This is a genomic window from Streptomyces sp. NPDC026246, from assembly GCF_055567995.1.
This window is the reverse complement of record NZ_JBVHPJ010000003.1, coordinates 559,104-582,441: the sequence shown is the minus strand read 5'-3', so window position 1 is coordinate 582,441 and position 23,338 is coordinate 559,104. Positions and strand designations below refer to the sequence as shown.

General features: G+C 71.9%; 24 protein-coding genes. 8 read left to right on the top strand and 16 right to left on the bottom strand.

Features of this window, described 5'->3' with window-relative positions:
- Positions 1-153: 153 nt before the first annotated feature.
- From ACZ4M5_RS10830 to ACZ4M5_RS10815, 4 genes are all read right to left on the bottom strand, one after another.
- Positions 154-909, bottom strand: a complete 756-nt coding sequence (locus ACZ4M5_RS10830) for an AIM24 family protein (protein WP_467735184.1) — start codon at positions 907-909, stop codon at positions 154-156.
- 16 nt (positions 910-925) lie between these two features.
- Positions 926-1,606 carry an AIM24 family protein gene (locus ACZ4M5_RS10825; RefSeq protein WP_333936841.1) on the bottom strand — a complete coding sequence of 227 codons (681 nt, stop codon included), beginning with the start codon at positions 1,604-1,606 and terminating at the stop codon, positions 926-928.
- An 11-nt stretch (positions 1,607-1,617) separates the two neighbouring features.
- Positions 1,618-3,321 carry a TerD family protein gene (locus ACZ4M5_RS10820; RefSeq protein WP_467735182.1) on the bottom strand — a complete coding sequence of 568 codons (1,704 nt, stop codon included), beginning with the start codon at positions 3,319-3,321 and terminating at the stop codon, positions 1,618-1,620.
- A 138-nt stretch (positions 3,322-3,459) separates the two neighbouring features.
- A complete protein-coding gene (locus ACZ4M5_RS10815; RefSeq protein ID WP_467735180.1) occupies positions 3,460-4,071 on the bottom strand; it encodes a M48 metallopeptidase family protein in 612 nt (203 codons plus the stop codon).
- Between the two features lie 205 nt (positions 4,072-4,276).
- Between ACZ4M5_RS10815 and ACZ4M5_RS10810 the strand changes: the two genes are divergently transcribed.
- On the top strand, positions 4,277-5,491 hold the full coding sequence (locus ACZ4M5_RS10810) for a ThiF family adenylyltransferase (protein WP_467735178.1): 1,215 nt from the start codon (positions 4,277-4,279) through the stop codon (positions 5,489-5,491).
- The gene (locus tag ACZ4M5_RS10805) at positions 5,484-6,854 is read left to right on the top strand and encodes an ABC1 kinase family protein (protein WP_467735176.1); all 1,371 of its coding nucleotides are present in this window, start codon (positions 5,484-5,486) and stop codon (positions 6,852-6,854) included. The genes ACZ4M5_RS10810 and ACZ4M5_RS10805 overlap by 8 nt, the downstream gene beginning before the upstream one ends.
- Before the next feature lie 27 nt (positions 6,855-6,881).
- Here ACZ4M5_RS10805 and ACZ4M5_RS10800 read toward each other — a convergent pair whose 3' ends face one another.
- From ACZ4M5_RS10800 to ACZ4M5_RS10765, 8 genes are all read right to left on the bottom strand, one after another.
- Positions 6,882-7,106 (bottom strand): hypothetical protein, encoded by a 225-nt coding sequence (locus ACZ4M5_RS10800; RefSeq protein ID WP_467735174.1) that lies wholly within the window; start codon positions 7,104-7,106, stop codon positions 6,882-6,884.
- 154 nt (positions 7,107-7,260) lie between these two features.
- Entirely contained in the window at positions 7,261-7,584 is a 324-nt protein-coding gene (locus ACZ4M5_RS10795; protein ID WP_376332539.1) for a hypothetical protein, read from the bottom strand.
- Entirely contained in the window at positions 7,581-7,949 is a 369-nt protein-coding gene (locus ACZ4M5_RS10790) for a WhiB family transcriptional regulator (protein WP_037766327.1), read from the bottom strand. The genes ACZ4M5_RS10795 and ACZ4M5_RS10790 overlap by 4 nt, the downstream gene beginning before the upstream one ends.
- Positions 7,950-8,122: 173 nt before the next feature.
- Positions 8,123-8,449 carry a hypothetical protein gene (locus ACZ4M5_RS10785; RefSeq protein WP_369193809.1) on the bottom strand — a complete coding sequence of 109 codons (327 nt, stop codon included), beginning with the start codon at positions 8,447-8,449 and terminating at the stop codon, positions 8,123-8,125.
- A gap of 165 nt (positions 8,450-8,614) precedes the next feature.
- Entirely contained in the window at positions 8,615-10,867 is a 2,253-nt protein-coding gene (locus ACZ4M5_RS10780; protein ID WP_467735171.1) for an ATP-dependent DNA helicase UvrD2, read from the bottom strand.
- Positions 10,868-11,233: 366 nt separating this feature from the next.
- Entirely contained in the window at positions 11,234-11,461 is a 228-nt protein-coding gene (locus ACZ4M5_RS10775) for a hypothetical protein (RefSeq protein WP_467735169.1), read from the bottom strand.
- A gap of 58 nt (positions 11,462-11,519) precedes the next feature.
- Positions 11,520-11,660 carry a hypothetical protein gene (locus tag ACZ4M5_RS10770; protein WP_467735167.1) on the bottom strand — a complete coding sequence of 47 codons (141 nt, stop codon included), beginning with the start codon at positions 11,658-11,660 and terminating at the stop codon, positions 11,520-11,522.
- A 536-nt stretch (positions 11,661-12,196) separates the two neighbouring features.
- Positions 12,197-12,352: a DUF6131 family protein gene (locus tag ACZ4M5_RS10765; protein ID WP_467735165.1), complete on the bottom strand. Its 156-nt coding sequence runs from the start codon at positions 12,350-12,352 to the stop codon at positions 12,197-12,199.
- A gap of 243 nt (positions 12,353-12,595) precedes the next feature.
- Here ACZ4M5_RS10765 and ACZ4M5_RS10760 point away from each other — a divergent pair, with 243 nt between their 5' ends.
- The 5 genes from ACZ4M5_RS10760 to ACZ4M5_RS10740 all read left to right on the top strand — a co-directional run bounded on the left by ACZ4M5_RS10760 (position 12,596) and on the right by ACZ4M5_RS10740 (position 15,531).
- The gene (locus ACZ4M5_RS10760; protein WP_467735163.1) at positions 12,596-12,865 is read left to right on the top strand and encodes a hypothetical protein; all 270 of its coding nucleotides are present in this window, start codon (positions 12,596-12,598) and stop codon (positions 12,863-12,865) included.
- Positions 12,866-13,181: 316 nt separating this feature from the next.
- The gene (locus ACZ4M5_RS10755) at positions 13,182-13,742 is read left to right on the top strand and encodes a DUF5994 family protein (protein ID WP_467735161.1); all 561 of its coding nucleotides are present in this window, start codon (positions 13,182-13,184) and stop codon (positions 13,740-13,742) included.
- A gap of 31 nt (positions 13,743-13,773) precedes the next feature.
- Complete coding sequence (locus tag ACZ4M5_RS10750; RefSeq protein ID WP_467735159.1) at positions 13,774-14,058, top strand: hypothetical protein; 285 nt, start codon at positions 13,774-13,776, stop codon at positions 14,056-14,058.
- Positions 14,059-14,470: 412 nt separating this feature from the next.
- On the top strand, positions 14,471-14,842 hold the full coding sequence (locus ACZ4M5_RS10745; RefSeq protein ID WP_467735157.1) for an STAS domain-containing protein: 372 nt from the start codon (positions 14,471-14,473) through the stop codon (positions 14,840-14,842).
- A 95-nt stretch (positions 14,843-14,937) separates the two neighbouring features.
- Entirely contained in the window at positions 14,938-15,531 is a 594-nt protein-coding gene (locus ACZ4M5_RS10740; RefSeq protein ID WP_467735155.1) for a hypothetical protein, read from the top strand.
- 280 nt (positions 15,532-15,811) lie between these two features.
- Here the strand turns inward: ACZ4M5_RS10740 and ACZ4M5_RS10735 are convergent, their stop codons facing one another.
- The gene (locus tag ACZ4M5_RS10735; RefSeq protein ID WP_467735153.1) at positions 15,812-16,642 is read right to left on the bottom strand and encodes a ribonuclease BN; all 831 of its coding nucleotides are present in this window, start codon (positions 16,640-16,642) and stop codon (positions 15,812-15,814) included.
- 255 nt (positions 16,643-16,897) lie between these two features.
- On the opposite strand from ACZ4M5_RS10735, the gene ACZ4M5_RS10730 reads away from it, so the two are divergent.
- Entirely contained in the window at positions 16,898-17,140 is a 243-nt protein-coding gene (locus ACZ4M5_RS10730; RefSeq protein ID WP_333936850.1) for a mycoredoxin, read from the top strand.
- 75 nt (positions 17,141-17,215) lie between these two features.
- Here the strand turns inward: ACZ4M5_RS10730 and nudC are convergent, their stop codons facing one another.
- The 3 genes from nudC to ACZ4M5_RS10715 form a co-directional block, all read right to left on the bottom strand.
- Entirely contained in the window at positions 17,216-18,160 is a 945-nt protein-coding gene (gene nudC, locus ACZ4M5_RS10725; RefSeq protein ID WP_398106656.1) for an NAD(+) diphosphatase, read from the bottom strand.
- A 155-nt stretch (positions 18,161-18,315) separates the two neighbouring features.
- Positions 18,316-19,719 carry a dipeptidase gene (locus ACZ4M5_RS10720; RefSeq protein ID WP_467735150.1) on the bottom strand — a complete coding sequence of 468 codons (1,404 nt, stop codon included), beginning with the start codon at positions 19,717-19,719 and terminating at the stop codon, positions 18,316-18,318.
- Positions 19,720-19,729: 10 nt separating this feature from the next.
- Positions 19,730-23,317 (bottom strand): UvrD-helicase domain-containing protein, encoded by a 3,588-nt coding sequence (locus ACZ4M5_RS10715; protein WP_467735148.1) that lies wholly within the window; start codon positions 23,315-23,317, stop codon positions 19,730-19,732.
- Between the last annotated feature and the right edge of the window lie 21 nt (positions 23,318-23,338).

Below are 23,338 nucleotides of genomic sequence, written 5' to 3'. Positions count from 1 at the left end.
GACCGCTCGTGCGGCCGCCCCTTGCCTTCGCATCCTGGCCGTGGGCTGCGCACCGTCACAGGCGCGGGGAACTGCGCGAGCACGCACGGACGGCCCTCGGCCGGGACCAGATGGCACAGCCCCGGCCCCGTCCCGGCCCAACCCGCGGAGCACTCAGCTCCAGACGTTGCCCTGGTTCTGCCCCCGGGCGCCCTGCTGACCCATCCCGTACTGCGCGGCGAGGCCCGAGCCGATCTGGGCGTTCTGCGGCGGCAGCAGTTCACTCGGCTGGACCAACGCGAAGCCGGAACCCATGAAGCTGAGCTCCCAGCCCTCGCCGGTGTTCCCACGCCGCCGCCACACGCCCGAGGAGTGCGTCTGTGCCTGCATCTGCACGCGCAGGCTCGTCGACCAGGCGACGATCGCGTCGGCGTCGCAGTTGACGTACTTGTCGGGCGTCACCTGCATCAGCAGCGGCATGCCGGAGGTCATCAGGGCGACCTTGCCCCGGCCGCTGATGTTGAGCTGGTACTTCCCGGAGCCGGCGATGCCGTAGAGGCTGTCGACGGCGATGACCTCGTGGTGCAGCGAGGAGTCCATCGCCAGCACGTAACTGCTGTCGACGGTCAGGCCCTCCTGGTCCACCTCCATGACGTGCACGTGCTGCTTGAGGTTGGCCAGGTAGACCGTGCCCTGCCCGTGGCAGCGCATCAGGTCCAGGCCCTCCCCGGTCCGGGCACGCGCGCGTGACTGCTGGTTCGTCTGGAACTCGGCGTCGAACTCGACGAGCCCCTGGTAGGCGACCATGGTCCCCTTGCGGGCCAGCACGTCGTCGTGGCCCTCCAGGCTGACGCGCAGCATCTGCTTGTTCTGCAGGCTCCAGCGTTCCTGGGTCTGCTGATCGTTGTAGGCGAAAATCGGGCTCTGCATGGCGTGTTGCTCCCCCTCAGCCCCGGAACCGGAGGCGGTCGGTGCTGTCCTCGCTGGGCTGGACGACGACGATGCCCTGACCGGAGAAGGCCATCTGGTAGGCCTCGCCGCTGCCGCGGCCGATCAGCGACTGGGCCCGGAAGCTGCGCTTGCCCTTCACCTTGAGGTTCGGGGACCAGGCCACGAGGGCGTCCGGGTCGACGTAGGTCTCGTCCTCGCCGCCTCCGCAGTCGACGACGATGGGCTTGCCCCGGGAGGTCAGCGCCACCCAGCCCTGTCCGGAGATCCTGGTGTTCCACAGGCCCTGGCCGGCGAACTTCGCCAGGCCCTTGACCCGCTCGACGCCCCAGTTCAGGTGGGCGTCGAAGGCCAGCAGGTTGGTGGCGTTGACCGAGATGCCGTCGCCGTTGAGATTGATGACGACGACGTTCGCCCCGTAGTCGGCCAGGTAGAGCAGGCCGTCGCCGGAGCACTTCATCAGGGGCGCGCCCTCGCCGGTGAGCCAGTCCTTGGCGATCTGGCGCACGGCCGGCGGGTTGGGCTCGTACTGGACGAACCCTTCGTAGGCGACCATCGACCCCACGCGCGCGAGGAGGTCGTTGCCCGTCTGCATGGCGACCTTCAGCATGTGGTTGCCGTGGTTCTCCATACGGGCGGTGACGGGTGCGGGGGCGTAGCCCGCGAGCGGCTGGTTCATCGGGCTCTCCCTCAGATCTCGTACGGCTGGACGACGATGAAGTTGCCGGGGGCTCCCCGGAACTGGAGGTTGATGCTCTCGCCGGTGTCGCCCGGGTAGGCGTTGCGGCGCATCCGCACCTGGCTGGAGACGATCACCTGCGCGGCCGACGACCAGGCGACCACGGCGTTGCAGTCGGCGAACGTCGTGGGCGTGACCGGGAGCACCACGGGCGTGCCGTGCGTCTTGACGACGACCGTGCCGGTGCCCGTGAACTGCATCGTGAACAGCGCGCCGCCGGGGATGCCGTGTCCCTCGATGCGGCGGACCTCGTACTGCAGGCTCTCGTCGAAGGCCAGGACGTTCTCGGCGGAGACGCAGATGCCGTCGCCCTGGAGCTCGATGGGGTGCAGCATCGTCGAGTTCTCGGCGAGGAACACCTGCCCCTGGCCGGTGCAGCGCATCAGCTGCATCTCCTGGCCGGTGGCGTTGCCGACGATCCGGCCGGAGAAGCCGGCCCCCTTGTAGCTGAAGTCGACCTTGCCCTGGTAGAGCACCATGCTGCCCTGACGGGCCAGGACGGGCTGTCCGCCGACGCCGAGGTCGACGCGTACCAGTTTCTTGTTCTGCTGGGTCCAGCGCTGGCCGGTGGGCGTCTCCTTGAACTGCTGCAGCGCGGCGGCCACACCGGGGCCCTGTCCGGCACCGGCCTGCGGGGCGGCCTGCTGCGGGACGCCGTGGGGCGCCTGACCGTACGGCTGCTGCCCGTAGCCCGGCGGCGGGGTGGGCTGGCCGTAGCCGGGGGGCGGTGCCGGGGCGTGCGGGGCCGCGGGCTGGCCGTAGCCGGGAGGCGGCGGGGGCGTCTGGCCCGGGGGCTGGCCGTACGGCGCCGGCTGCTGGCCGGGCTGTCCGTAGGGAGGCGGTGCCGCGGTCGGCGGGGGCACCGGGGAACCGCCGGGCGGGGTGTGCAGGGGCGCGACGATGGTCGGGGCGGCGTGCACCTGGGGCGCGGGCGCCGGTGCCGGGGGCGGAGTGGCGCCCGGCGGGGGCGCGAAGCCCTGCGCGGCGGGCTGCGCCGCCGGAGCGGGAGGCGCGCCCGGGGCGGGAGCGGGGGCCGGAGGCGTGCCCGGGGCCGCGAAAGCGGGCGGGGCGAAGCCAGGGGCGGCGCCGGTCTGGGGCTGCTGCGGGGCGGGGGCCGGAGCCTCCTCCTCGGCCACCTCGCCGCCGAAGTTCTTCAGCAGCGCATCCAGCCCGCCGTCGAAGCCCTGACCGACGGCGGCGAACCGCCACACGTCCTTGAGGTAGAAGTCACCGAGCATCACGGCCCGCTCGGTGGAGAACTCCGAGCCGCTGAAGGAGTAGCGGGCCACCTCCTCACCGCCGGCGACGATCCGGATGTATCCCGAGGTGATCTGCGACATCTGTCCGGCGCCGTCGATCGTCGCCGTGAAGGACAGCTTGTGGATCTGCGGCGGGATCCGGTCGAGCGTGACCCGGAAGGACTCCGTGTCGCCCGCCTGGGCGCCCAGGAGCTGGACGGCCTCCTCGGGGGACTTCGGCTGGTTGAAGAAGACGAAGTACCGGTCGTCGGAGAGCCGTTCGTCGGCGTCGAGACCGAAGCAGCTGATGTCGAAACCCAGACCGGGGCCGGAGATCTGCACACCTACGTACAGATCCGTGCCCGCGGTGAGGTCACTGATCCTGGCCTTGTGGCCGCGTTGGAATTCCCTGGCCATGCGTAACGACCGTCCCCCATCCAGAACGTGAGTGCGTCGCGCCAGGCTAACGGCAAATTCGGACACCGGTAGATGTCGGTACAGACCCGGTACACAACCCGTGCCCGGCCGTATCGGCTGCTCGCTCGGGGTGAGCGGTCACTCACCCTCGGGGGGCTCGCTCCGCGCGCCCGGCACGTGGGGCAGCCGCCCGGCGGCGACCACGCCTTCGAGGTAGCCACGCGCGCGTTCGGTACGCGGATAGGCCTCCAGCAACGCCCAGAAGCGAGGGCCGTGCCCGGGGACGAGGAGATGGGCGAGCTCGTGGAGGAGGACGTAGTCGACGACGTACTCGGGCATCCCCTGCAGACGGTGCGACAGGCGGATGCTGCCCTCGGACGGGGTGCAGGAGCCCCAACGGGTGTTCTGGTTGGTCACCCACCGCACCGTCGCGGGCCGTGCCCGCCCCCCGAAGTACTGCTCCGACAGGCGCCGGGCCCGCTCGGCCAGCTCGACGTCGCCGAGGGCCCGTTTGCTTTCCTGGGCCGCCAGCTTGGCGAGCATCACGTCGACCCAGCGCTGCTCCTCCGCCTCGGACATCCGGGCGGGGATGAGGACCACGGTGCGATCGCCCTCGCGGTACGCGGAGACCGTTCTGCGGCGGCGGGTGCTCCGGCGGACCTCGATCGCGCTCGCCCCGGAGCCGCTCGGCGGCTGGCTCGTCGTACTGCGCTGTGGGTTTCCGGCGCGGTGCAGTGGGTCGGCGGGCACGCCCCGACCGTACCCGCTGGGCCGGGGGAAGTCCCGGCTCCGGGAGGCTTCCGTGCCGGCTCCGCCATCGGCCGCCGGATTTGTACGACGATTCCCCGTCCCTGTGGACAACTCTCGGCGGTGGATCGCCGGCGCGGGCATTCTGGATCGCGTCGGCGAGCACCGCGACGTGGACGGGAACGATCTATGACATACGGGGGTTGTCATGCATCCGGTGGTGAAGCCTGCGCTCAGGCGCGGCTGGCGTGATCTGAAGACCGTGCAGTTCGGGATGGCGCCGGCGCACGCGATGACGCTCGGTCCGCTGGACCAGGCGTCCGGCTATTTCCTCGACCTGCTGAACGGCACCCGGGGCATGGAGCTGCTGCGGCAGGAAGGCCACCGGATGGACTTCCCCGACGGCCACGTCGACCGGCTCGTGCGTGGTCTCGCCGAGGCCGGGCTGCTCGACGACGCCCGGGGCGGCGGGCCGGACGCCGACGCCCTGCGGCAGAACAAGGAGGTCCTCGACCGTCTGCGGCCGGATCTGGCCACCCTCTCCCTGACGACGTCCCGCCCGGGCGAGGCGATGGGCCGGCTGGCCGCCCGGCGTGCGCAGCGGGTGCAGGTGCGGGGCGCGGGCCGGGTGGGCGCCGTGCTCGCCTCTCTCCTCGCCGGAGCGGGTGTGGGCGAGGTCGAGGTGCTCGACGGGGGGTGCGTGGAGCCCTGGGACGTCGCCCCGGGCGGTCTGCCCGCGGATGCCGTCGGGGATCGCAGGGACGCGGCGGCTCGCCGTGCCGTGCGGCGGGCCGCTCCGGACCGTCCGCCGCGCCGTCCGGCGGCGGATTCCGCGCCGCTGGGGCCGGACCCGGGCTTCTCCCTGGTCGTCCTCGCTCCTCGTGACGACGTCGCCGTCCACGCGCCGGACCCCGTCGCCGCCGAGCCGTTCATGGCCTCCGGAACGCCGCATCTGTACGCCGGTGTCGTGGAGGGGACCGGGGTGGTCGGCCCGTTCGTCCTGCCCGGGGAGACGGGCTGCGCGGGGTGCCTGCAGCGCAGCCGCACCGACCGGGACCCGACGTGGCCCCGTCTCGTCGCCCAGTGGCGTTCGGGCCGGCAACCGCAGGGGCGGGCCTGTGATCTGGCTCTGGCCACCACCGTGGCCGGGCTGGCGGCGGCCCACGCGCTGGCCTTCCTGGACGGCCGGCTCCCGTCGAGCGCCGGGGCTCGCTGGGAGGTCTCCGTTCCCGAGCTGCACTGGCATGCGCGGCCCGTCTACGCGCATGCTGCATGTCCGTGCGGGGCGCTGACGGAAGAAATCGAGGAGCACCCTTCGGAGGACGGGGAGCCGCACGAGACAATGGCTGTGCAACGGCCGCCGACGCAGTGCCGTGAGGCAGCGGCGGAGCGGCCGGCTGGGACTTGGAGGGCGCATGTCTGATCTTCCCCGGAAGGCGGTCACCCGGACCGCCAAGCTCGCCGCGCTCCCGCTCGGCATCGCCGGGCGGGCGACCTGGGGGTTCGGCAAGCGGATCGTCGGCGAGTCCGCCGAGCTGGTCGGCCGTGAGCTCCAGCAGCGCACCGCGGAGCAGCTGTTCAAGGTGCTCGGCGAGCTCAAGGGCGGTGCGATGAAGTTCGGGCAGGCCCTGTCAGTCTTCGAGTCGGCCCTGCCGGAGGAGGTGGCCGGGCCCTACCGGGCCGCCCTGACCAAGCTGCAGGAAGCCGCGCCGCCGATGCCGACGCGCACCGTGCACACGGTGCTGCGCGAGCGGCTCGGGGAGGACTGGCAGGAGTTGTTCCTGGAGTTCGAGGACAAGCCGGCCGCGGCCGCGTCGATCGGCCAGGTGCACCGGGCGGTGTGGCACGACGGCCGTGAGGTCGCGGTCAAGGTGCAGTACCCGGGCGCGGGCGAGGCCCTGCTGTCCGACCTGAACCAGCTGAGCCGCTTCTCCCGCCTGCTCGGCCCGCTGATCCCCGGCATGGACATCAAGCCCCTGATCACCGAGCTAAAGGACCGGGTCTCGGAGGAGCTGGACTACGGACTGGAGGCGCAGGCCCAGCGCGCCCACGCCGACGAGTTCGCGGACGACCCGGACGTTCTCGTGCCGCAGGTGGTGCATCAGTCCGAACAGGTCCTGATCACCGAGTGGATCGACGGCATCCCGCTGTCGGAGGTCATCTCGGACGGCACCGAGGAACAGCGCGACCGTGCCGGCCAGCTCCTGGCGCGCTTCCTGTTCTCCGGCCCCGCGCGCACCGGCCTGCTGCACGCCGACCCGCACCCGGGCAACTTCCGCCTCCTGCCCGGCGGCCCCGAGGGTGAGGGCGACTGGCGCCTGGGCGTGCTCGACTTCGGCACGGTCGACCGCCTGCCCGGCGGACTGCCCGCCACCATCGGGGAGTGCCTGCGCCTGACCCTGGACGGGGAGGCCGAGACGGTCTACGAGCTGCTGTGCGCGGAGGGGTTCGTCAAGGAGACGATCGAGCTGGAGGCCGACGCGGTCCTCGACTACCTGCTGCCGATCATCGAACCGGCCCAGGTGGACGAGTTCACCTTCACCCGCGGCTGGATGCGCAGCCAGGCGGCCCGCGTCGCCGACCCCCGCTCGCCCGCCTACCAGCTCGGCAAGCGGCTCAACCTGCCCCCGGCCTACCTGTTGATCCACCGGGTTACGTTGAGCACCATCGGCGTGCTGTGCCAGCTCGGGGCGACGGTGCGGCTGCGCGAGGAACTGGAGGAGTGGCTGCCGGGGTTCGTCCCGGAGGACCCGGCGGACGGTGAGGAGTCCGTCGCCCAGGCGTGATCGCGCAACGGGCCGGAGCCGGAGGCTTCACCACCAGTCGGAGTCCAGCCGCCCCTCGATCGACCTGAGGTTCTCCCGGGAGCAGATGTCGCAGTAGTGGCGGCCGACGCCGTGCTCCACCGAGAACGTCCAGGTCGGCGGCGGGCCCTCGGCCCCCGCGTCCGCTGTCGCACCGCAGCGGGCGCACACCGGCCGCGTGGCCTTCGCGGCGTCGCCGTCGTCGGCTCCGGAAGGACTCGTCGAACTCGCCACGCGCCGACGATACGCCGAAGCACCGGACGCGGACACCGGGGCGACGCGCTGCCGCCTGCCGAAACGCCGCGAGGGCCGGTCCCTCGGTACGGACCGGCCCCCGCGAGAGAGCCCGGCCTCCTGATCGGGAGGCCCGTGCTTCAGATCTGGACGGTCACTGCATGACCGCCATGGCGAGCGCCCGGCGGGCACGCCGCGAGGCTCGCTCCGCCCTGCGCTGCATCCGGCGGGCGGTCACCAGGCGCACGGCCCGGCGTTCCTGCTCCGCCTCGTGCAAGCGCTCGTGCATATGCGCACGCGCCAGGGCTTCTGGGATGAGTTGCATCTCTCGGGTCCTGTTCTGACGCGAGTCCTTCGCGCCGGTGGTGGTGAAATCGCGGGTCGCGGAGCCTGCGGGCTCGTCGGTGGACGGCTTCATCGGGGCCTGCTTCTGGGGGTCGTGCGTGAGGGGGCGGTCGATCGTTCCTGCGGTGTTCATGCCGTGACCGGGTTCTTGCGGGGGCGGCCACGCGGCCGCTTCCGGGCGACGACGACACCCTGGACGAACAGCTCGCCACCCCAGACGCCCCAGGGCTCACGCCGCTCCTTGGCGCCGGCGAGGCAGGCCTCGACCAGCGGGCAGGTACGGCAGAGGGACTTGGCGTACTCGACGTCCGCCGGCGACTCGGCGAAGAAGACCTCCGGGTCGTAGGAGCGGCACGGGACGGGTACGCCGAGGTTCTCGATGGCGTCGTCGAGCGCGGTGAGCGCGGTGAGCGGGGTCAAGGCGGAGTCCTCCGTGGAGCCGGGCTTGGGGATCGTGTCGGAAGGCGGTACGGACGGTGCGTGCGCTTCGAGTTGCACGGTTCGTCTTCCTCGTCTGGTCGTTCCGGCCTGTTGGCCGGGGGCGGCTGGTACCGGGTTCTTTTCTTGTCCCGAGGCTCCTTCGGTCTGTCGTCCCTGGTCGGGGACAAACAGAAGGGCCGCGGATCCCGGATGGGGTTCCGCGGCCCTGAAGGCGCCGGCCTGATCTTCGATCAGGCTGGATCACTCCAGGGTTCTGGCCCACGGAAGGCCCACATCTGGTGGTGCTGCGTCGTCTGCTTCCGGAATCCGGCACCGGTCGCCGTAAAGGCATAGGCCTGCGCCTGTGCCACTACTGCTGCTTCCAGTGCCTTGGTCGGTCGCTCATTGCGCTCGCGGACAGGAAGGGCCGCGGGAGCAACGGAGGAGGCAGCCGGAAGGACGGCACGAATGCCGGACAGACCGGTGCCCAGGTTGGAGACGCCGAGCATGCACGTGGAGACGGCCGAGCGATCGGTCATTTTCACGGTGCTGGAGAAGCTGGTGTTGATGCTGATCACTGGACTCGCCTCCTCTCGGCGTCTCGGGGGGACTGGACGGACCAGTCCTGCGGGTATGCAAGTACAACACGGGATCAGGGCCTTCGAGAAGGCCGCTGCTCTCGTGCCTAAGAACCTATGGGGATTGCCGGGGCATGCGCAAACTATTTTTTCGACGAGTTCGTGTCAGTCCTCGTCGGTGTCCGGGGAGCCGTACTGGCCTGCGCAGATGGCCAGCACATCGGCCCCGTAGCGGTTGAGCTTGCGCTGGCCGACGCCCGGGATGCGGGCCAGCTCGTGCGCGTCGTCCGGGGCGGTCTCCGCGATCGCCATCAGGGTGCGGTCGGTGAAGACGCAAAAGGCGGGCTGACCACTGGTGCGTGCCTGGTCCGCGCGCCACTCCCGCAGCCGCTCGTAGAGGCCCTCGTTCATGTCCGAGGGACAGCCGTCGCAGCGCATCAGCTTCATCTCGCCGGCGTCGGTCAGGGTGCGGCCGCAGACCCGGCAGCGCGCCGGGACGCGACGCGTGCGTCTCGGGGCGGAGCCCCTGGTTCCGGGGATGCCGCGCTCGATTCCGCCCGCTCCGCCTGCGGCGGAGCGTCCGGTGGTGACCGTGGAACCGGGGCGCAGCCCTTCCAGGAAGCGACTCGGGCGACGACCCGGCCGGCCCCCGGGTGAGCGGGAGAGCGACCAGGAGACGTGGAGGCGCTCCCGTGCGCGGGTGACGCCGACGTAGAGCAGGCGGCGCTCCTCCTCGATCTGCTCGTCGGTCTTGGCGTAGGTGATCGGCATCATGCCCTCGGCCACGCCGACCAGGAACACCACGTCCCACTCCAGTCCCTTGGCGGAGTGCAGCGAGGCCAGGGTGACGCCCTGCACCGTGGGGGCGTGCTGGGCGTTGGCACGCTCGTCGAGCTCGGCGACGAGGTCGGCCAGGGTGGCGCCGGGCCGGGCGGCGGCGAAGTCGTGGGCGAGGTTCACCAGGGCGGCCAGCGACTCCCAGCGTTCGCGCACGGCGCCGGAACCGGCCGGCGGTCGCGGGGTCCAGCCCTCGCCCGACAGCACCGCGCGCACCTGGGAGGGCAGGTCCACGGCGTCGTCCAGCAGGGAGTCGTTGCCTCCGAAGCGGGCCGCGCCGCGCAGGGCGACGCTCGCCTTGCGCACCTCCGGGCGGTCGAAGAAGCGCTCGGCTCCGCGCAGCTGATAGGGCACTCCGGCGTCGGCGAGAGCCTGCTCGTAGATCTCGGACTGCGCGTTCGTGCGGAAGAGGATGGCGATCTCCGCGGCCGGGACGCCCGAGTCGACGAGTTCGCGGATGCGGCGGGCGGCGCCTTCGGCCTCGGCCGGCTCGTCGGTGTACTCGGTGTAGACGGGCTCGGGGCCGGGGCCGCGCTGGGAGACGAGTTCCAGTCGGTGGTCGGCGGCCCGGCCCCGGGCCTGGGCGAGCAGGCCGTTGGCGAGGTGGACGACCTGGGGCGTGGAGCGGTAGTCGCGGACCAGTTTGACGACCGTCGCCCCGGGGTGGCGGGTGCGGAAGTCCAGCAGGTGATCGGGGGTCGCCCCGGTGAAGGAGTAGATGGTCTGGCTGGCGTCGCCGACCACGCAGAGGCTGTCGCGGTCTCCCAGCCACAGTTCGAGCAGGCGCTGCTGGAGAGGGCTGACGTCCTGGTACTCGTCGACGACGAAGTGCTGGTACTGGGCGCGGACCTGTTCGGCGATGTCGTGCCGGTCCTGCAGGACGGCCACGGTCAGCAGCAGGACGTCCTCGAAGTCGATGACGGAGCGCTCGCGCTTGACGTCCTCGTAGGCCGCGTAGAGCTGGGCGATCTCGGCCGGGTCGCGGGGCGTCTCACGGCCGGCCTTGGCGGCTGCGGGCGCGTAGTCGGCGGGGACGGTCTGGGTGACCTTGGACCATTCGATCTCGGCGGTGACGTCCCGCAGCTCGCCCCGGTCGAGGCGGATGCGGCAGGCGGCGGCCGCGTCGGCGACGAGCTGGATCTTGCGGTCGACGAGCCGCGGCATGGAGCCACCGACTGCTTTCGGCCAGAAGTACTGGAGCTGGCGCAGGGCCGCCGAGTGGAACGTGCGCGCCTGGACGCCCTCGGCGCCGAGCTGGCGCAGCCGGCCGCGCATCTCCCCCGCGGCGCGGTTGGTGAAGGTGACGGCGAGCACGCCGGAGGGGTGCAGGATGCCCGCACGCACGCCATAGGCGATGCGGTGGGTGATGGCCCGGGTCTTGCCCGTGCCGGCGCCCGCCAGGACGCACACCGGACCGTGCAGGGCGGTGGCCACCTCGCGCTGCTCGGGGTCGAGCCCTTCGAGCACCGCGTCGGCCGAGTCCGGTACCCGCGGGAAGAGGGGGGAGTGCGTTGCTGCTGTCACATGGCCATGCTGCCAGGTCGCGGGAGACGGCTGTGCCGGTCGTCCACAGGCACGCACCGATAGTCGTACTGATGCGGCAGGCGTCACGTCGGCCGCTGCGGTGGACCTCGCATCGGCGGGGGCGGCAGGCGCTACAGCGCCCGGCGCGGGCCGCCCCCGTTGCCGGTGCGGGTGGGTGTCACAGCTCTCGGAATGAGCCCGGCATCATCGGCCCGGCCGCCGCCCTGCTCCGCGCGTCATGGACCGCCGAACCCGCCCGGGGAGGTGAAAGCGGGAGCTGCTCAGGAAATGCTCGGCGCGTTCTCAGGACCTGCCGTTCTGAAGTGCGCGCCGCTCGACGACGTGCTGGACACTGCGGCGCCCCCGCGACCCCCGCGACTGCGACCGACAGCGCGGATGTCCGGGAGCCGACCGGCTCACCGGTCAGCGCAACCGCTGTCCTTTAACCCGTCGCCGGTCATCGCGGAGGCGGTCCTGCCGGTCCCGGCGGCGGATGAAGTCGCCCGGTTCGAGATCACCGTCCATGAGCCGCCCGATCACCAGACCGACGATGCCCAGCCCCAGCACCAGGAGAAAGGCCCAGAAGTCACCGAAGTACGCGGCGAACCCCAGCGTCATTCCCGCGGTCAAACCCACTGTGCCCCGGCTCATCACGCGCTCCTTTCGACGCACGAGCCTGATCGGTCCCCTTGCTCCGGTCCGGCCTGTCCTACTCCCTCTGCCGCTGCGCCCTTCGAACGAGCAAGAAGACGGCAACACCGACCAGGGCGATCCCGACCAGGATCAGCATCGCCCCCAAAAGGATCAATATCGTCCCGATGAGGAGAAGAAGCGCCGCGAGGACGATCATGAGTGCCTCCTGCCCTCACTCGACTCTGACCCCTTCTTGTCCGCTTTGTAAAGAATGCGGACCTTGCCAGCAATGCCCTTTCCGGTGCGGACGCCGCGGGCCACGACCCGGGCAGGGCGGCAGCTCCCAGCCGCCGCCCGCGGTGCGCCGGGCAGACCCACGCCGGGCAAGGCCGGTGATCGCGGGAGGGACCGCAGCCGGTGGCGCGCCGATGGGGGTCCGGGCGACGGACCGGCGTCCGGGCGAGTGGATAGCTGCCAGAGCCGCGCCGGGGGATGCTGTGGACCGGTGGAGGAGGCGGCCTGGGGGGCAGGCTGACGCGGACGGACGCGGTGTTGGCCGCGTCGGGCGACCCCACCGGCGTCGGCTGGGACGCCTGCTTCGCCCGATGTCGGCCCGCGCCGGCTCGCAGCCGGGCAGCCCGGCGCGAGCAGACGGCCGGCAGGCGGCGCCATCGCCGGACGCCTTGGTGCGACGCCTGGCCGGACAAGGGCTGTGCCGGTGTGCCGCTGTCGGTGCGGTCCCGCCGAAGACGGTTACCAATAATGGCGGCGGCCGGCGACCGCGTGCCCCGTGGAGCCCATGATCCACAGAATCGCGCCGATCACCGCGAGGATGATCCCGATCGTCCACAGAATCGATATACCGGCGACGAAGCCGACTACCAGCAGGATGATGCCGAGGAGGAGCATGACTGCCTCCGGTGTGAAGGGGTGCCGCTTCCACTGTGGACTGCAACGCCGCGATGGGGAAGCGCTGACGCCGAAGCGGAGAACGAGACTGCGCGAGCTGCGTGTACGGAACCAAAAGGGACACTCGGCGGGAGTGGCGGCTCGGACCGCCCCAAGAACCGCAGGCGCCACACCCGTAGAGATGGTGCCTCTGCTGCCCGCGTCGGCAGCGAGTCGCCCCCCGGCATACACGAGGACTGACTCATGGCGAAGGTCCAGCAACCCCTCACCGACAACAGCATCAAGGTCCGCCAGGTCAACCACTATCAATTCAGCTGGGTGGCCGGAAAACCCGGCGGGCGTGGCACCTTCACCTTGCAACTGGTCCTGGACGAAGGCGCCTGGGAAGAGGTTCTGACCGTGGACGCCGGTGACGCCGACGTTCTGCAGGACCTGCTAAAAAACACCAGGACCGTGCACTACGACGTCCCCCGCCGCACCCTGATGTTCGGCGTCACCTCCACCGGCGACTAGCGCACACTCACCGAAACCGCTGCCTTCGTCGACGGGTTCCGCGACCGATCCGCGTGCGTCCATGCCCTGAGCGGGCGCGCGGCATGTGATGCATGTGATGCATGTGATGACGGACGGGCAGGGGACGAAGGCGGACCCTGGGCGTTCGTTCCGCGTGGAGCCGCTTCTCGACCGACCGTACGGTCCGTTCGGCCTGCGGGAGGAGTACGCTGGAATCACCGAGGATATTTCGCGCACCGGCTTCCAAGCTCGTGTCGTTTTCGGCGAACGAAAATGCCGGGTCGGCTACGGCCGGCCCGGGGGCAGGGTCCGCGCCATGACTGCGACCATCTCCCTCACGCGCACAGCCGAAGTGCCCGACCGGTCCCCATCCGCCGGACTGCGCCTCTCGCTCGCCCCCGCCGGTGCGGCCCCGCCTCTGCTGGACGGCGCCTGGTGGCCCCGCTCCCGCGACCTCCAGGCCGAACTCCCCGCTCTGACCGCCGCATTGGACCCACTGTGGGGCCGCATCACCAGGGTCACCGTGAATCCCACTCACTGGCCGGCCATTGCACGCAAGGTGCCGGTCGCAGGCCATGTTGTGCATGTGGGCTGGTTCTTGGCCGAACAGGACCCGCACGAGCTGCTGCTGCTGTCGTATCGCGTCGGCCGCTGGAACCTGCTGGTGGTCCCGCCGCAAACGGATCCCGACTCGGCCGCCTGGCTGATGGCCGCCGCGAGTGACCCGCACGGAACGTCGTCCGGAAGCCGGCTGATGGAGGAGGCGGCGCTTGTGCGGACGTCGACGGAGGCAGACCTGGCCGTGGAAGCGGTCTGGAACTCCGAGGGAGGGCACGAGGGCCGTGACATGACCGGCGTGCAGGGGCCGACGCCGTGAACGCCGTGACACCCCGGCGATCGAGGAGAGGGTGAGCACCATGGAGATCTTCGTGACCGTGCTGGTGATCCTGGCCATGACCGCCCTGGGGGTGCTCCTGATCCGCCTGCTCAACTCACAGCACGGCGACCGGTCCGGCGCCGTCCATTACACCCGTTCCGGGACGCTTCTGGCGGGGCCGGCTCCCTCGTCACCCCGGAGGGCTTCCGGCCGAGCGGGCCGGGCCGGGCGGGCGGCGCCGGCCGCCGCGATCGTGCCGGGTCCGACCGACGCGGTCGAAACCCACCCACGCCGCACCCACGACCGAGCCGATTGAGCCTTCCCGAACGGAGCGCTCTCCCGTCCTTGTTCCGAAGGGAACGCTCCCCCGGTCCTTATCCGAGCGGGCCGAGCTGACCGGACCGTCGCGACAACCAACCCCCAGCCGAGGACCCCGGCCGCAGCACCACAAGCTGAAAGGCCGGGGTCCTGTACGCCTCCCTTGCCTTTGGCCGGGCAGCCTGGGGGCCCCGTAGGCACGGAGCCGCTCACCGAAGGACACGATGCCCACGAGGCGGACCGTGCGTCCGCCTCGCGACGCATCCCGGAGGGCCACGGTGCTCGTCGGCTCGATCTCGTGGACCGCCCGTTCGGCCACCTCACACAACCCCCATCGGCGGTCCGCCGCAGGGGCCGGACCCGCTCCGGCGCCCCGCCGCTCGTCCGACGGCACCTGGAACCGAGGATCCATGCCCCCTCCACAGCTGTACGTCCGCCGGCACGACCACAGCACCCGCGCGCTGATCACGCTCGCGGGCGAGATCGACCTGGTCACCGCACCACTCGTGCGGGCCGCTCTCGCCGCGTGCCTGCACGACGGCATCCGCACCACAGACGTCGATCTCACAGCGGTGACCTTCTGTGACGCCTCCGGACTCAACGCCTTCCTCACCGCCTCCCTGTACGCCACCGACGCCGGAGGGGTTCTTCGACTCCACCACCCGGCCCCGGCCCTGGCCCGCGTCGTCGAGATGACCGGCTCCTCGTTCCTGCTCCACGAGCCCCACGCCGCTCGGCCCCCCGCACACCGGGCGTCCGCCGCCTCGGGCGGTGCGTCGTGACGGCCCCGCCGCCCCGGGGTGACCGAGGCGCACCCGCATCCGCTCCGGCCCACGCCCTACGCCTGCGCAGGCTGAACCGCTGGCAGACCGAGACCGTGCAGGAGGAGCTGGCCGATCTGTACGTGGAGTCCTCCAGCACGCAGGCGGGTCGGCAGTACCGGGCCAGGGAGGCTTTCCTGCGACGGCTCACCAGCGCCGTCCGGCAAGCCGGGTTCGCCCTGCTGATCGCGGAGGACACCGCCTTCGCCGGGTGTGCCTATGGATTCCCCGTACCGCGTGAGGGGACATGGTGGAGGGGCTTCGACGGGGCCCTTCCACGCAGCGTCGAACAACTCACCGCCTCCGGGCACGTCTTCGCGGTCGTCGAGATCGTGGTGCACCCGCACACGGACGACCAAGGGCTCGCCCGCAGGCTCCAGGAACGCCTCCTGGCGGACCACCACGCCTCGCTCGGAGCGACCCTGATCGACCCGGCCGACGCTCGGGCCTACGACGCCTTCCTGTCGTGGGGATGGCAGGACATCGGCGCGATCGACAGGCCGACCGACTCCACAGCACTCCGGCCGCCGCCCTGCGTGCCGATGCGGGCCCTGGTTCTCCCCATCGGGCCGAGAACACCGGGCGAGGCCATCCGCACGGACGGCCTTGCACACGACAACCGCACCCAACGACCCGGCAGCCCTTCCTAGGGGGTGTCGGAGTGTGGGCGCGCCAGTCTTCCGAGCGCGCATGCACAGGGGCGGAGCGGGCGAGGAGTGCGCCCCGTCCGCATCTGATGTCCAGCAACCGCTCGCCGAGCGGGAGCGCCGTTCGGCAAGGCCGTTCGTGGCTGGCCAGGTTTGGCCGGCCCGGCGGATCCAACAGGTTCTCGAAGCGGTCGACGCGCACAACGCCGAGGAGGCGGCGCAGGACCCGTAGGGGCGTGCCCATGAGGGCGCCCCTCCTCCACGGGTACGCCCCGCAGACGGGTCACCCGCGCTGTTTCAGCGCCTGTGCCCTGCGCAGCAGTGCCTCGTACAGCAGTCGGCCGACCAGGGACCCGCCGAACACCACGACGCCCACGCCGACCAGCCAGGACTCGATGACCAGGACGGTTCCGACGGGCCCGTAACTGACGGCGTTGGCTGCGATCAACGGCGAGAAGACGAGTCTGGAGAAGACTCGCAGGCCGAGCAGTCCGATCACGGTGGCCACAGCGCCGGGCAGCAGGGCACGCCAGCGGACCCTCCCACCGACCAGCAGGTGCTGGGACCACCACAGGAACAGGACGGCACTCAGCGATGCCACGACCCCGCCGGCCAGGTGTCCGCGCAGGAGCGTTGTGGCGGAGACGTTGAGGTAGCCGGTGAGGACACCGAGCCACACCACGTGCCGCCACCTGGCCCACCAGCGGGCCGGCGGCAGGCCCCAGACCTTCTCGTAGCCGGTCTGCACCGCCGCCCCGAACGTCAGGCCGAACACGGCAAGGGCGGCGATACCGAACGCGGTCGTGGTCCGAAGGGCTTGGCCGGGCCGGAAGAACAACTGCTCGACCTGTCGCCTGGAAGCCGGCGAAACGCCCAGCCCTTCCCCCAGCCATTGCGCGAATCCCCGCCCGTGCTCTGCGTCGGCAGCGGAGACGATGATCAGCAGCGGCACCAGCGTGAGCAGCCCCAGCGCCGCGAAGCCCAGCGAACGCGACCACAGCTCGATATCCCTGCTCCGCCTCCATCCCTGGCCAACCGGCGAGCAACTGATCACGCGGTGCAGTCTCCCGAGCCAGGAGGGCCGGTCCACGGCACCGGAAGGCTTCCTCGGCATACCCGTCGAGTACCACGTTCGGGGCACTTGCCGCGCGGGCGGCCCACGAGCCTGCCCCTACAGGCACCTACGGCAGATGACCCGCACCGCCCGGGCCCTCGAGTTCGTGATCGGTCCAGCTTCACGATCGCCGGCAGAGGCGGCCGGAGAGCCGGTGGAAAGCGGGGACGGCGGGGCAGCGGGAATGGTGGAGGTTTCACATACGTTCCCTCCACTGCGAACCCGTCCCCGAGTCACCGAAGGAGCGCGAGCGACATGCCGGGCACTGTGACGATGTACAGCACCACGTGGTGCGGCTACTGCCGCCGGCTGAAGAGCCAGATGGACCGCGAGGGCATCGCGTACGACGAGATCAACATCGAGCAGGACCCGGAGTCCGCCGCGTTCGTGGAGAAGGCGAACGGCGGGAACCAGACGGTGCCCACCGTGCTGTTCCCCGACGGCTCCACGCTGACCAACCCGTCGCTGGCCCAGGTCAAGCAGAAGATCGGCGCCTGACGGCCCGGTCGTACGAGGAAGGCGGCTCCTGACAGGCTCAGGAGCCGCCTTCTCGCGTCGGGCCCAGGGTCCCTGTCAGGCGGCCGTCCTCGTCGGGAGCGGCTTGCCGTACCAGAGCTCGATCAGGCGGGCCGCGATCGAGATGCCGTAGGGCGGGAGCACCTCGCCGGACTCGAAGGCGGCGCGCAGTTCGTCTCGGGAGAACCAGCGGGCCTCGTGGATCTCGTCGCCGTCCACGTCGATCTCCGTGGAGGTGGCGCGGGCCAGGAAGCCCAGCATGAGGCTGGAGGGGAAGGGCCAGGGCTGGCTGGCGACGTACTCGACCGGGCCGACCGTGATGCCGACCTCCTCCTGGACCTCGCGGCGCACCGACTGCTCGATGGACTCACCGGGCTCGACGAAGCCGGCGAGCGTCGAGAAGCGGCCCTCGGGCCAGTGCACCTGGCGGCCGAGCAGGATGCGGTCGTCCTCGTCGGTGACGGCCATGATCACGGCCGGGTCGGTGCGCGGGTAGTGCTCGGCGCCGCAGGCCGGGCAGCGGCGGATGTGGCCGGCCGCCGCGATGACCGTGCGCTCGCCGCAGCGGGAGCAGAAGCGGTGGGTGCGCTGCCAGTTCTCCAGGCCCACGGCGTGCACCATCAGGCCGATGTCCCGGGCCGACAGCAGCAGGCCCGCCTCGCGCAGACCCGCCGCGCGCGCCGACTGGTCCATGCGCCCGGGCAGGGCGTCCTTCTGGAGCGCGAAGTAGCTGACGCCCTCCTCGTCGATGCCGAGGAAGTAGCGGTGCGCCTCGGTGAGGGGAGCCTCGAATGAGGGGGTCATGACGAGTTCGGTGCGCCCGTCCGCCGTCTCGTCGATGAGGACCTGGCCGCCGGAGACCACGAAGCAGCGCGTGGTGGGGTGACTCCACGCCGCCGCGAGCCAGGCCTCGTCGAGCCGGTGGTGGGCGGCCCGGTCGATGCCGCTCGGGGCGGTGAGCGAGATGGGACGGTCGGCGTTGTGGTCGGTCCAGGTGGTCACGGGTGCTTCCAACTCCCCCGGTGGAACGGTTGGTTCGGCTGACAGATCGGCGGGCGGTACGGCGGGAGACGACCGGGTGCGGCGGGCTCGGGCGGTGCGGGGCGGCCCTTCCAGTGTGCCCCGCGCGCGTGGCCGGTCCGGACGGCGCGGAAGACTCAGGGGGCGTGGCTCCAGTGCTCGGCGAGGTCACCCCACAGGTAGGCGGTGGTCTCGACGCCCTTGAGGAGCAGGTCGAGCTCGACCTTCTCGTTCGGGGCGTGCCAGCCGTCGGACGGGACGGAGATGCCCAGGAACAGCACCGGTGCGCCGAGGACGTCCTGGAGGTCGGCGGCCGGGCCGGAGCCTCCCTCACGGGTGAAGCGGACCGGCTTGCCGAAGGCCCGGCCCATGGCGCGCACGACCGACTGCAGGGCCGGGTGGTCCAGCGGCGTCAGGCACGGGCGCGTGGCCCCGCTGAAGGTGATCTCGCTGCGGATCCCGTCGGGCACCTGCTGTCCGGCCCACGCGCGGACGGCCTTCTCGACGTGGCCGGGGTCCATGCCCGCCACCAGGCGGAAGGACAGCTTCACCATGGCGGAGGACGGGATGATCGTCTTGCTGCCGGGGCCCTGGTAACCGCCCCCGATGCCGTTCACCTCGGCGGTGGGGCGGGCCCAGACCCGCTCCAGGGTGCTGTAGCCGGCCTCGCCGTGCGCCGCGTACGACTTGGCTCCGCGCAGCCACCGTTCTTCGTCGAAGGGCAGCTCCGCGAAGAGCTCACGTTCGCGGTCGGTCAGTTCGATCACGCCGTCGTAGAAGCCGGGGATCGCCACGCGCCCGTGCTCGTCGTGCAGGGCGGCGACCAGGCGGGCGGCGGCCGTCGCGGGGTTGGGCACGGCCCCGCCGAAGGAGCCGGAGTGGATGTCCTGGTCCGGGCCGTGCAGCCGTATCTCGCACTCGGCGAGGCCGCGCATGCCCGTGCACACCGTGGGGGTGTCCTCGGACCACATGCCGGTGTCGGAGACGATGACCGCGTCGGCGGCGAGCCGCTCCGCGTGCTGTTCGACCAGCGCCCGGAAGTGCGGCGAGCCGGACTCCTCCTCGCCCTCGACGAGCAGCTTGAGGTGCACGGCCGGAGAGGTGCGGCCGCTGGCGGCGAGGTGGGCGCGCACACCGAGGGTGTGGAAGAACACCTGGCCCTTGTCGTCGGCCGCCCCGCGCGCGTGGAGGCGGTCGCCGCGCACGACCGGCTCGAACGGCTCGGTGTCCCAGCCGTCCTCCCGGGCGGCGGGCTGCACGTCGTGGTGGCCGTAGACCAGCACCGTGGGCGCCTGCGGGTCCTCGCAGGGCCACTCGGCGTAGACGGCGGGCGCGCCCGGGGTCGGCCAGACCTCGGCCGTCGGGAAGCCGGTCTCCCTGAGCTTGGCGGCGAGCCAGTCGGCGCTGCGTCGTACGTCGGGCGCGTGGTCGGGCTGGGCCGACACCGACGGGATGCGCAGCCACTCGGCGAGGTCGTCGAGGAAGGCGGCGCGGTGCTGCTCGATGTACGTACGGACGACGCTGTCCGGGGTCTGGCTCATGGTCACGAGCCTATCGGCCCGGACCGACGTCGTCGGAGTGCGGTTCCTCACCGAGCTGCCCTCCCGGGGGCTCGTCCAGGAGCAGCCGCTCCAGCTCCGCCCGGCCGGGCAGGTGCCGCGGGCGTACGAGCTCTCCGCTGCGTACGTAGAGGAACGCCGCCGTGACCCTCTCCGGGGGAACGCCCTGCTGCTCGGCCCAGGCGAGGCGGTAGACGGCCAGCTGGAGCGGGTCGGCGGTGCGGGAGCGGCTGGTCTTCCAGTCGACGATCTCGTACGTCGCGCCTCGTCCGTCGCCCTCCTTGTAGACGGCGTCGATGCGACCCCGGACGACCCGGCCGGCGATCGCCAGCTGGAAGGGTGCCTCGACCCGGTAGGGCGTGCGGCGTGCGTACTCGGTGCGTTCGAAGGCCTCCTTGAGCGCTTCCAGGTCCCGTTCGTCGGCGATCTCGGCGTCGCCGCCGGGCAGTTCCTCCGGTTCCAGCATCGGAAGGGTGAGTTCCTCGAAGCGGGCCTCGACCCAGGCGTGGAAGCGGGTGCCGCGGCGGGCGGCGGGCTGGGGCGGGCGCGGCATGGGGCGGGCCAGTTCCTGGGCGAAGCCGTCCGGGTCGGCGGCCAGGTGCATCAGCTGGGAGGCCGTGAGCGATGCCGGCAGGGGGACCTCGGTGACACTGTCGCGGGCGCGCAGCAGCTCGCCCGTGAGGGCGTCGAGGTCGCGGTCCCAGGAGGCGACGGTGCGGGCCTCCTCGGGGGTGAGACGGGGTTCGTCCCGGAAGGGCGCGGGGTCGGCCGGGGCGGCCTGGCGGGGGACGGTGGGCCGGTGCCCGGGCCTCGCGTCGGCGTCGGGCGCGGCCGGTTCCGCAAAGGGGCCGCGCTCGTCCGAGGGGTCTGGGCCGTCGAACAGACCGGGCTCGCCGGACGGGCCTGGTTCGCCGGACGGGCCGGGCTCGCCGGACAGGCCGGGTTCGTCATAGGGGCCGGGTTCGTCGAAGGGGTCCGGCTCGTCGTAGGGGGGCTCGTCGTCCTCGGGCGGCGGTGGCCACTCCGGGTCGTCGAGGACACCCGGGTCGTGCACCGCCGTAGGGGTCTCCTCGTGCGACGCGAGGCGCTCGAGGTGCGTCAGGACGGTCTCGGCGGCCGCTCGGCGGCGGGCGAGGGCCGCGTCGTCCAGCGGCAGGGGCCACACCTGGTCGGCGGCGGCCTGGTGCAGGGCCGGGTTCTCCTCGTCCTCGGCGGGTTCCTCCGCCCAGGCCTCGATCTCGCCGTGTCCCGCTGCGCAGTGCTCGTAGAGGGCCTGCAGGAACGCCGAAGGGCCGCGGCGCTTCTTCTGGGTCGGGCCCCACCAGTGGCCGGAGCCGAGCAGGAGGGAGCGGGGGCGGGTGAAGGTGACGTAGCCGAGGCGGAGTTCCTCGGTGTGCTGGTGGTCCTTCATCGCCTCGTGGAAGGCCTTCAGGCCCCGGGCGTCCCACGAGGTGACGTCGGGCAGGGTGTCGGCGTCACCGCGCAGCTCGTGCGGCAGGACCTTGCCCTGGGAGGTCCACTTCTCACGGCCCTGGCTGCTGGGGAAGGTTCCGGTGACCAGCCCCGGGACGACCACGACGTCCCACTCCAGGCCCTTGGACTTGTGCGCGGTGAGCACCTTGACGGTGTTCTCCCCACCGGGCAGGGCGTTGTCCAGGCCCTTCTCGTACTGGGCGGCGGTGCGCAGGAATCCGAGGAAGGCGAGCAGGGTCGCCTCGTTGTCACCGGCGGCGAACGAGGCGGCGACGTCGAGGAAGTTCGACAGGGTCTCGCGGCGGCGGGCGGCCAGGGCGTGCGGGGAGGCCGACAGCTCCACTTCCAGTCCGGTGACGGCCAGCACGCGGTGCAGGACGTCCATCAGCGGATCGGACAGGGCGCGGCGCAGCTCGCGCAGTTCGGTGGCCAGCCGGGCGAAGCGCACGCGCGCGTCGGGCGAGAACGGCAGCCCGTCGTCGTCCCCACGGCCGTCCAGCGGTGTCTCCAGGAACGTGTCGAGAGCGTCCGCGAGGGAGATCACCTCGGACGGGTCGGTGCCCTCGACCGCCTCGGCGAGCCGGCGGTCCGGATCGTCGTCGTCCTCCACGCGCGCGTGGGCCACGAGCAGCCTGGCGCGCCGCCCGAGGAGGGCGAGATCGCGTGGGCCGATGCGCCAGCGGGGGCCGGTCAGGAGGCGGACCAGCGAGGCGTTGGCACCGGGGTCCTGCAGGACCTCGCAGACGGCCACGAGGTCGGCGATCTCCGGCAGGTGCAGCAGTCCGGACAGGCCGACGACCTCGACCGGGACGTCCCGCGCGACCAGGCTGCCCTGGATCTCGGCGAAGTCGGTGGCCGTGCGGCACAGCACGGCGATCTCGCCGGGCGGCGTTCCCGTCCGGACGAGGTGGGCGACGGAGTCGGCGGCCCAGTCGAGTTCCTCCGCATGGGTGCGCAGCAGGGCGCAGCGCACCATGCCGTCGCGCTCGGCGCCCGGAGCCGGACGGAGCGCCTCCACGCCCGCGTGCAGGGCGCGCAGCGGCTCCGCGAGGCCGTTGGCGAGGTCGAGGAGGCGACCGCCGCTGCGGCGGTTCTCGCTGAGCGCCTGCCGGGTCGCGGGGCGGCCGTCGGCGTGGGCGAAATGCTCGGGGAAGTCGTCGAGGTTCGCCACCGAGGCGCCGCGCCAGCCGTAGATCGCCTGGCAGGGGTCACCGACGGCGGTGACGGGGTGGCCGGTGCCCTCCCCGAACAGGCCCGCCAGCAGGACGCGCTGGGCGACCGAGGTGTCCTGGTACTCGTCGAGCAGGACCACCCGGAACTCGTCCCGCAGCAGGCGTCCCACCTCGGGGACCTTCGCCAGACGGGCCGACAGGGCGATCTGGTCGCCGAAGTCGAGCAGGTCCCGCTCGCCCTTGGCGGCTCGGTAACGGGTGACCAGCTCGGCGAGTTCGCGGCGGGCGGCGGCCGCCTCGGGCACCTTGCGCAGGTCGGCGTTGCTGAGCTTGGCGCCGCGCAGGGTCAGCAGCAGCTCGGCGTCGTACGCACGCAGCGCCTGAGGGCGTACGAGGTGCTCGGAGAGCTCGGCATCGAGGGCGAGGAGGTCGCCCACGAGGTCCGGGAAGGACCGGGTCAGCGCCGGGTAGGGGCCGGGCGACTCGCGCAGCACGCGCGCGGCGAGCTGGAAGCGGGTGGCGTCGGCGAGCAGGCGGGAGGTGGGCTCCAGGCCGATGCGCAGGCCGTGGTCGCTCAGCAGCCGGCCCGCGAAGGCGTGGTAGGTGGAGATCACCGGCTCGCCGGGCGGGTTGTCCGGGTCGATGGCGTCCGGGTCGGTGACGCCGGCCCTGACCAGTGCCTTGCGGACGCGCTCGGCGAGTTCGGCGGCGGCCTTGTTGGTGAAGGTGAGTCCGAGCACCTGCTCGGGGGCGACCTGGCCGGTGCCGACCAGCCACACCACGCGCGCCGCCATCACCGTCGTCTTGCCCGAGCCGGCCCCGGCCACGATCACCTGCGGGGCGGGCGGCGCGGTGATGCAGGCCGTCTGCTCCGGGGTGAACGGAATGCCGAGGAGCTCTTTGAGCTGTTCGGGGTCGGTGATACGGGCGGGCACGTCGAAGAGGCTAGCGGCGGC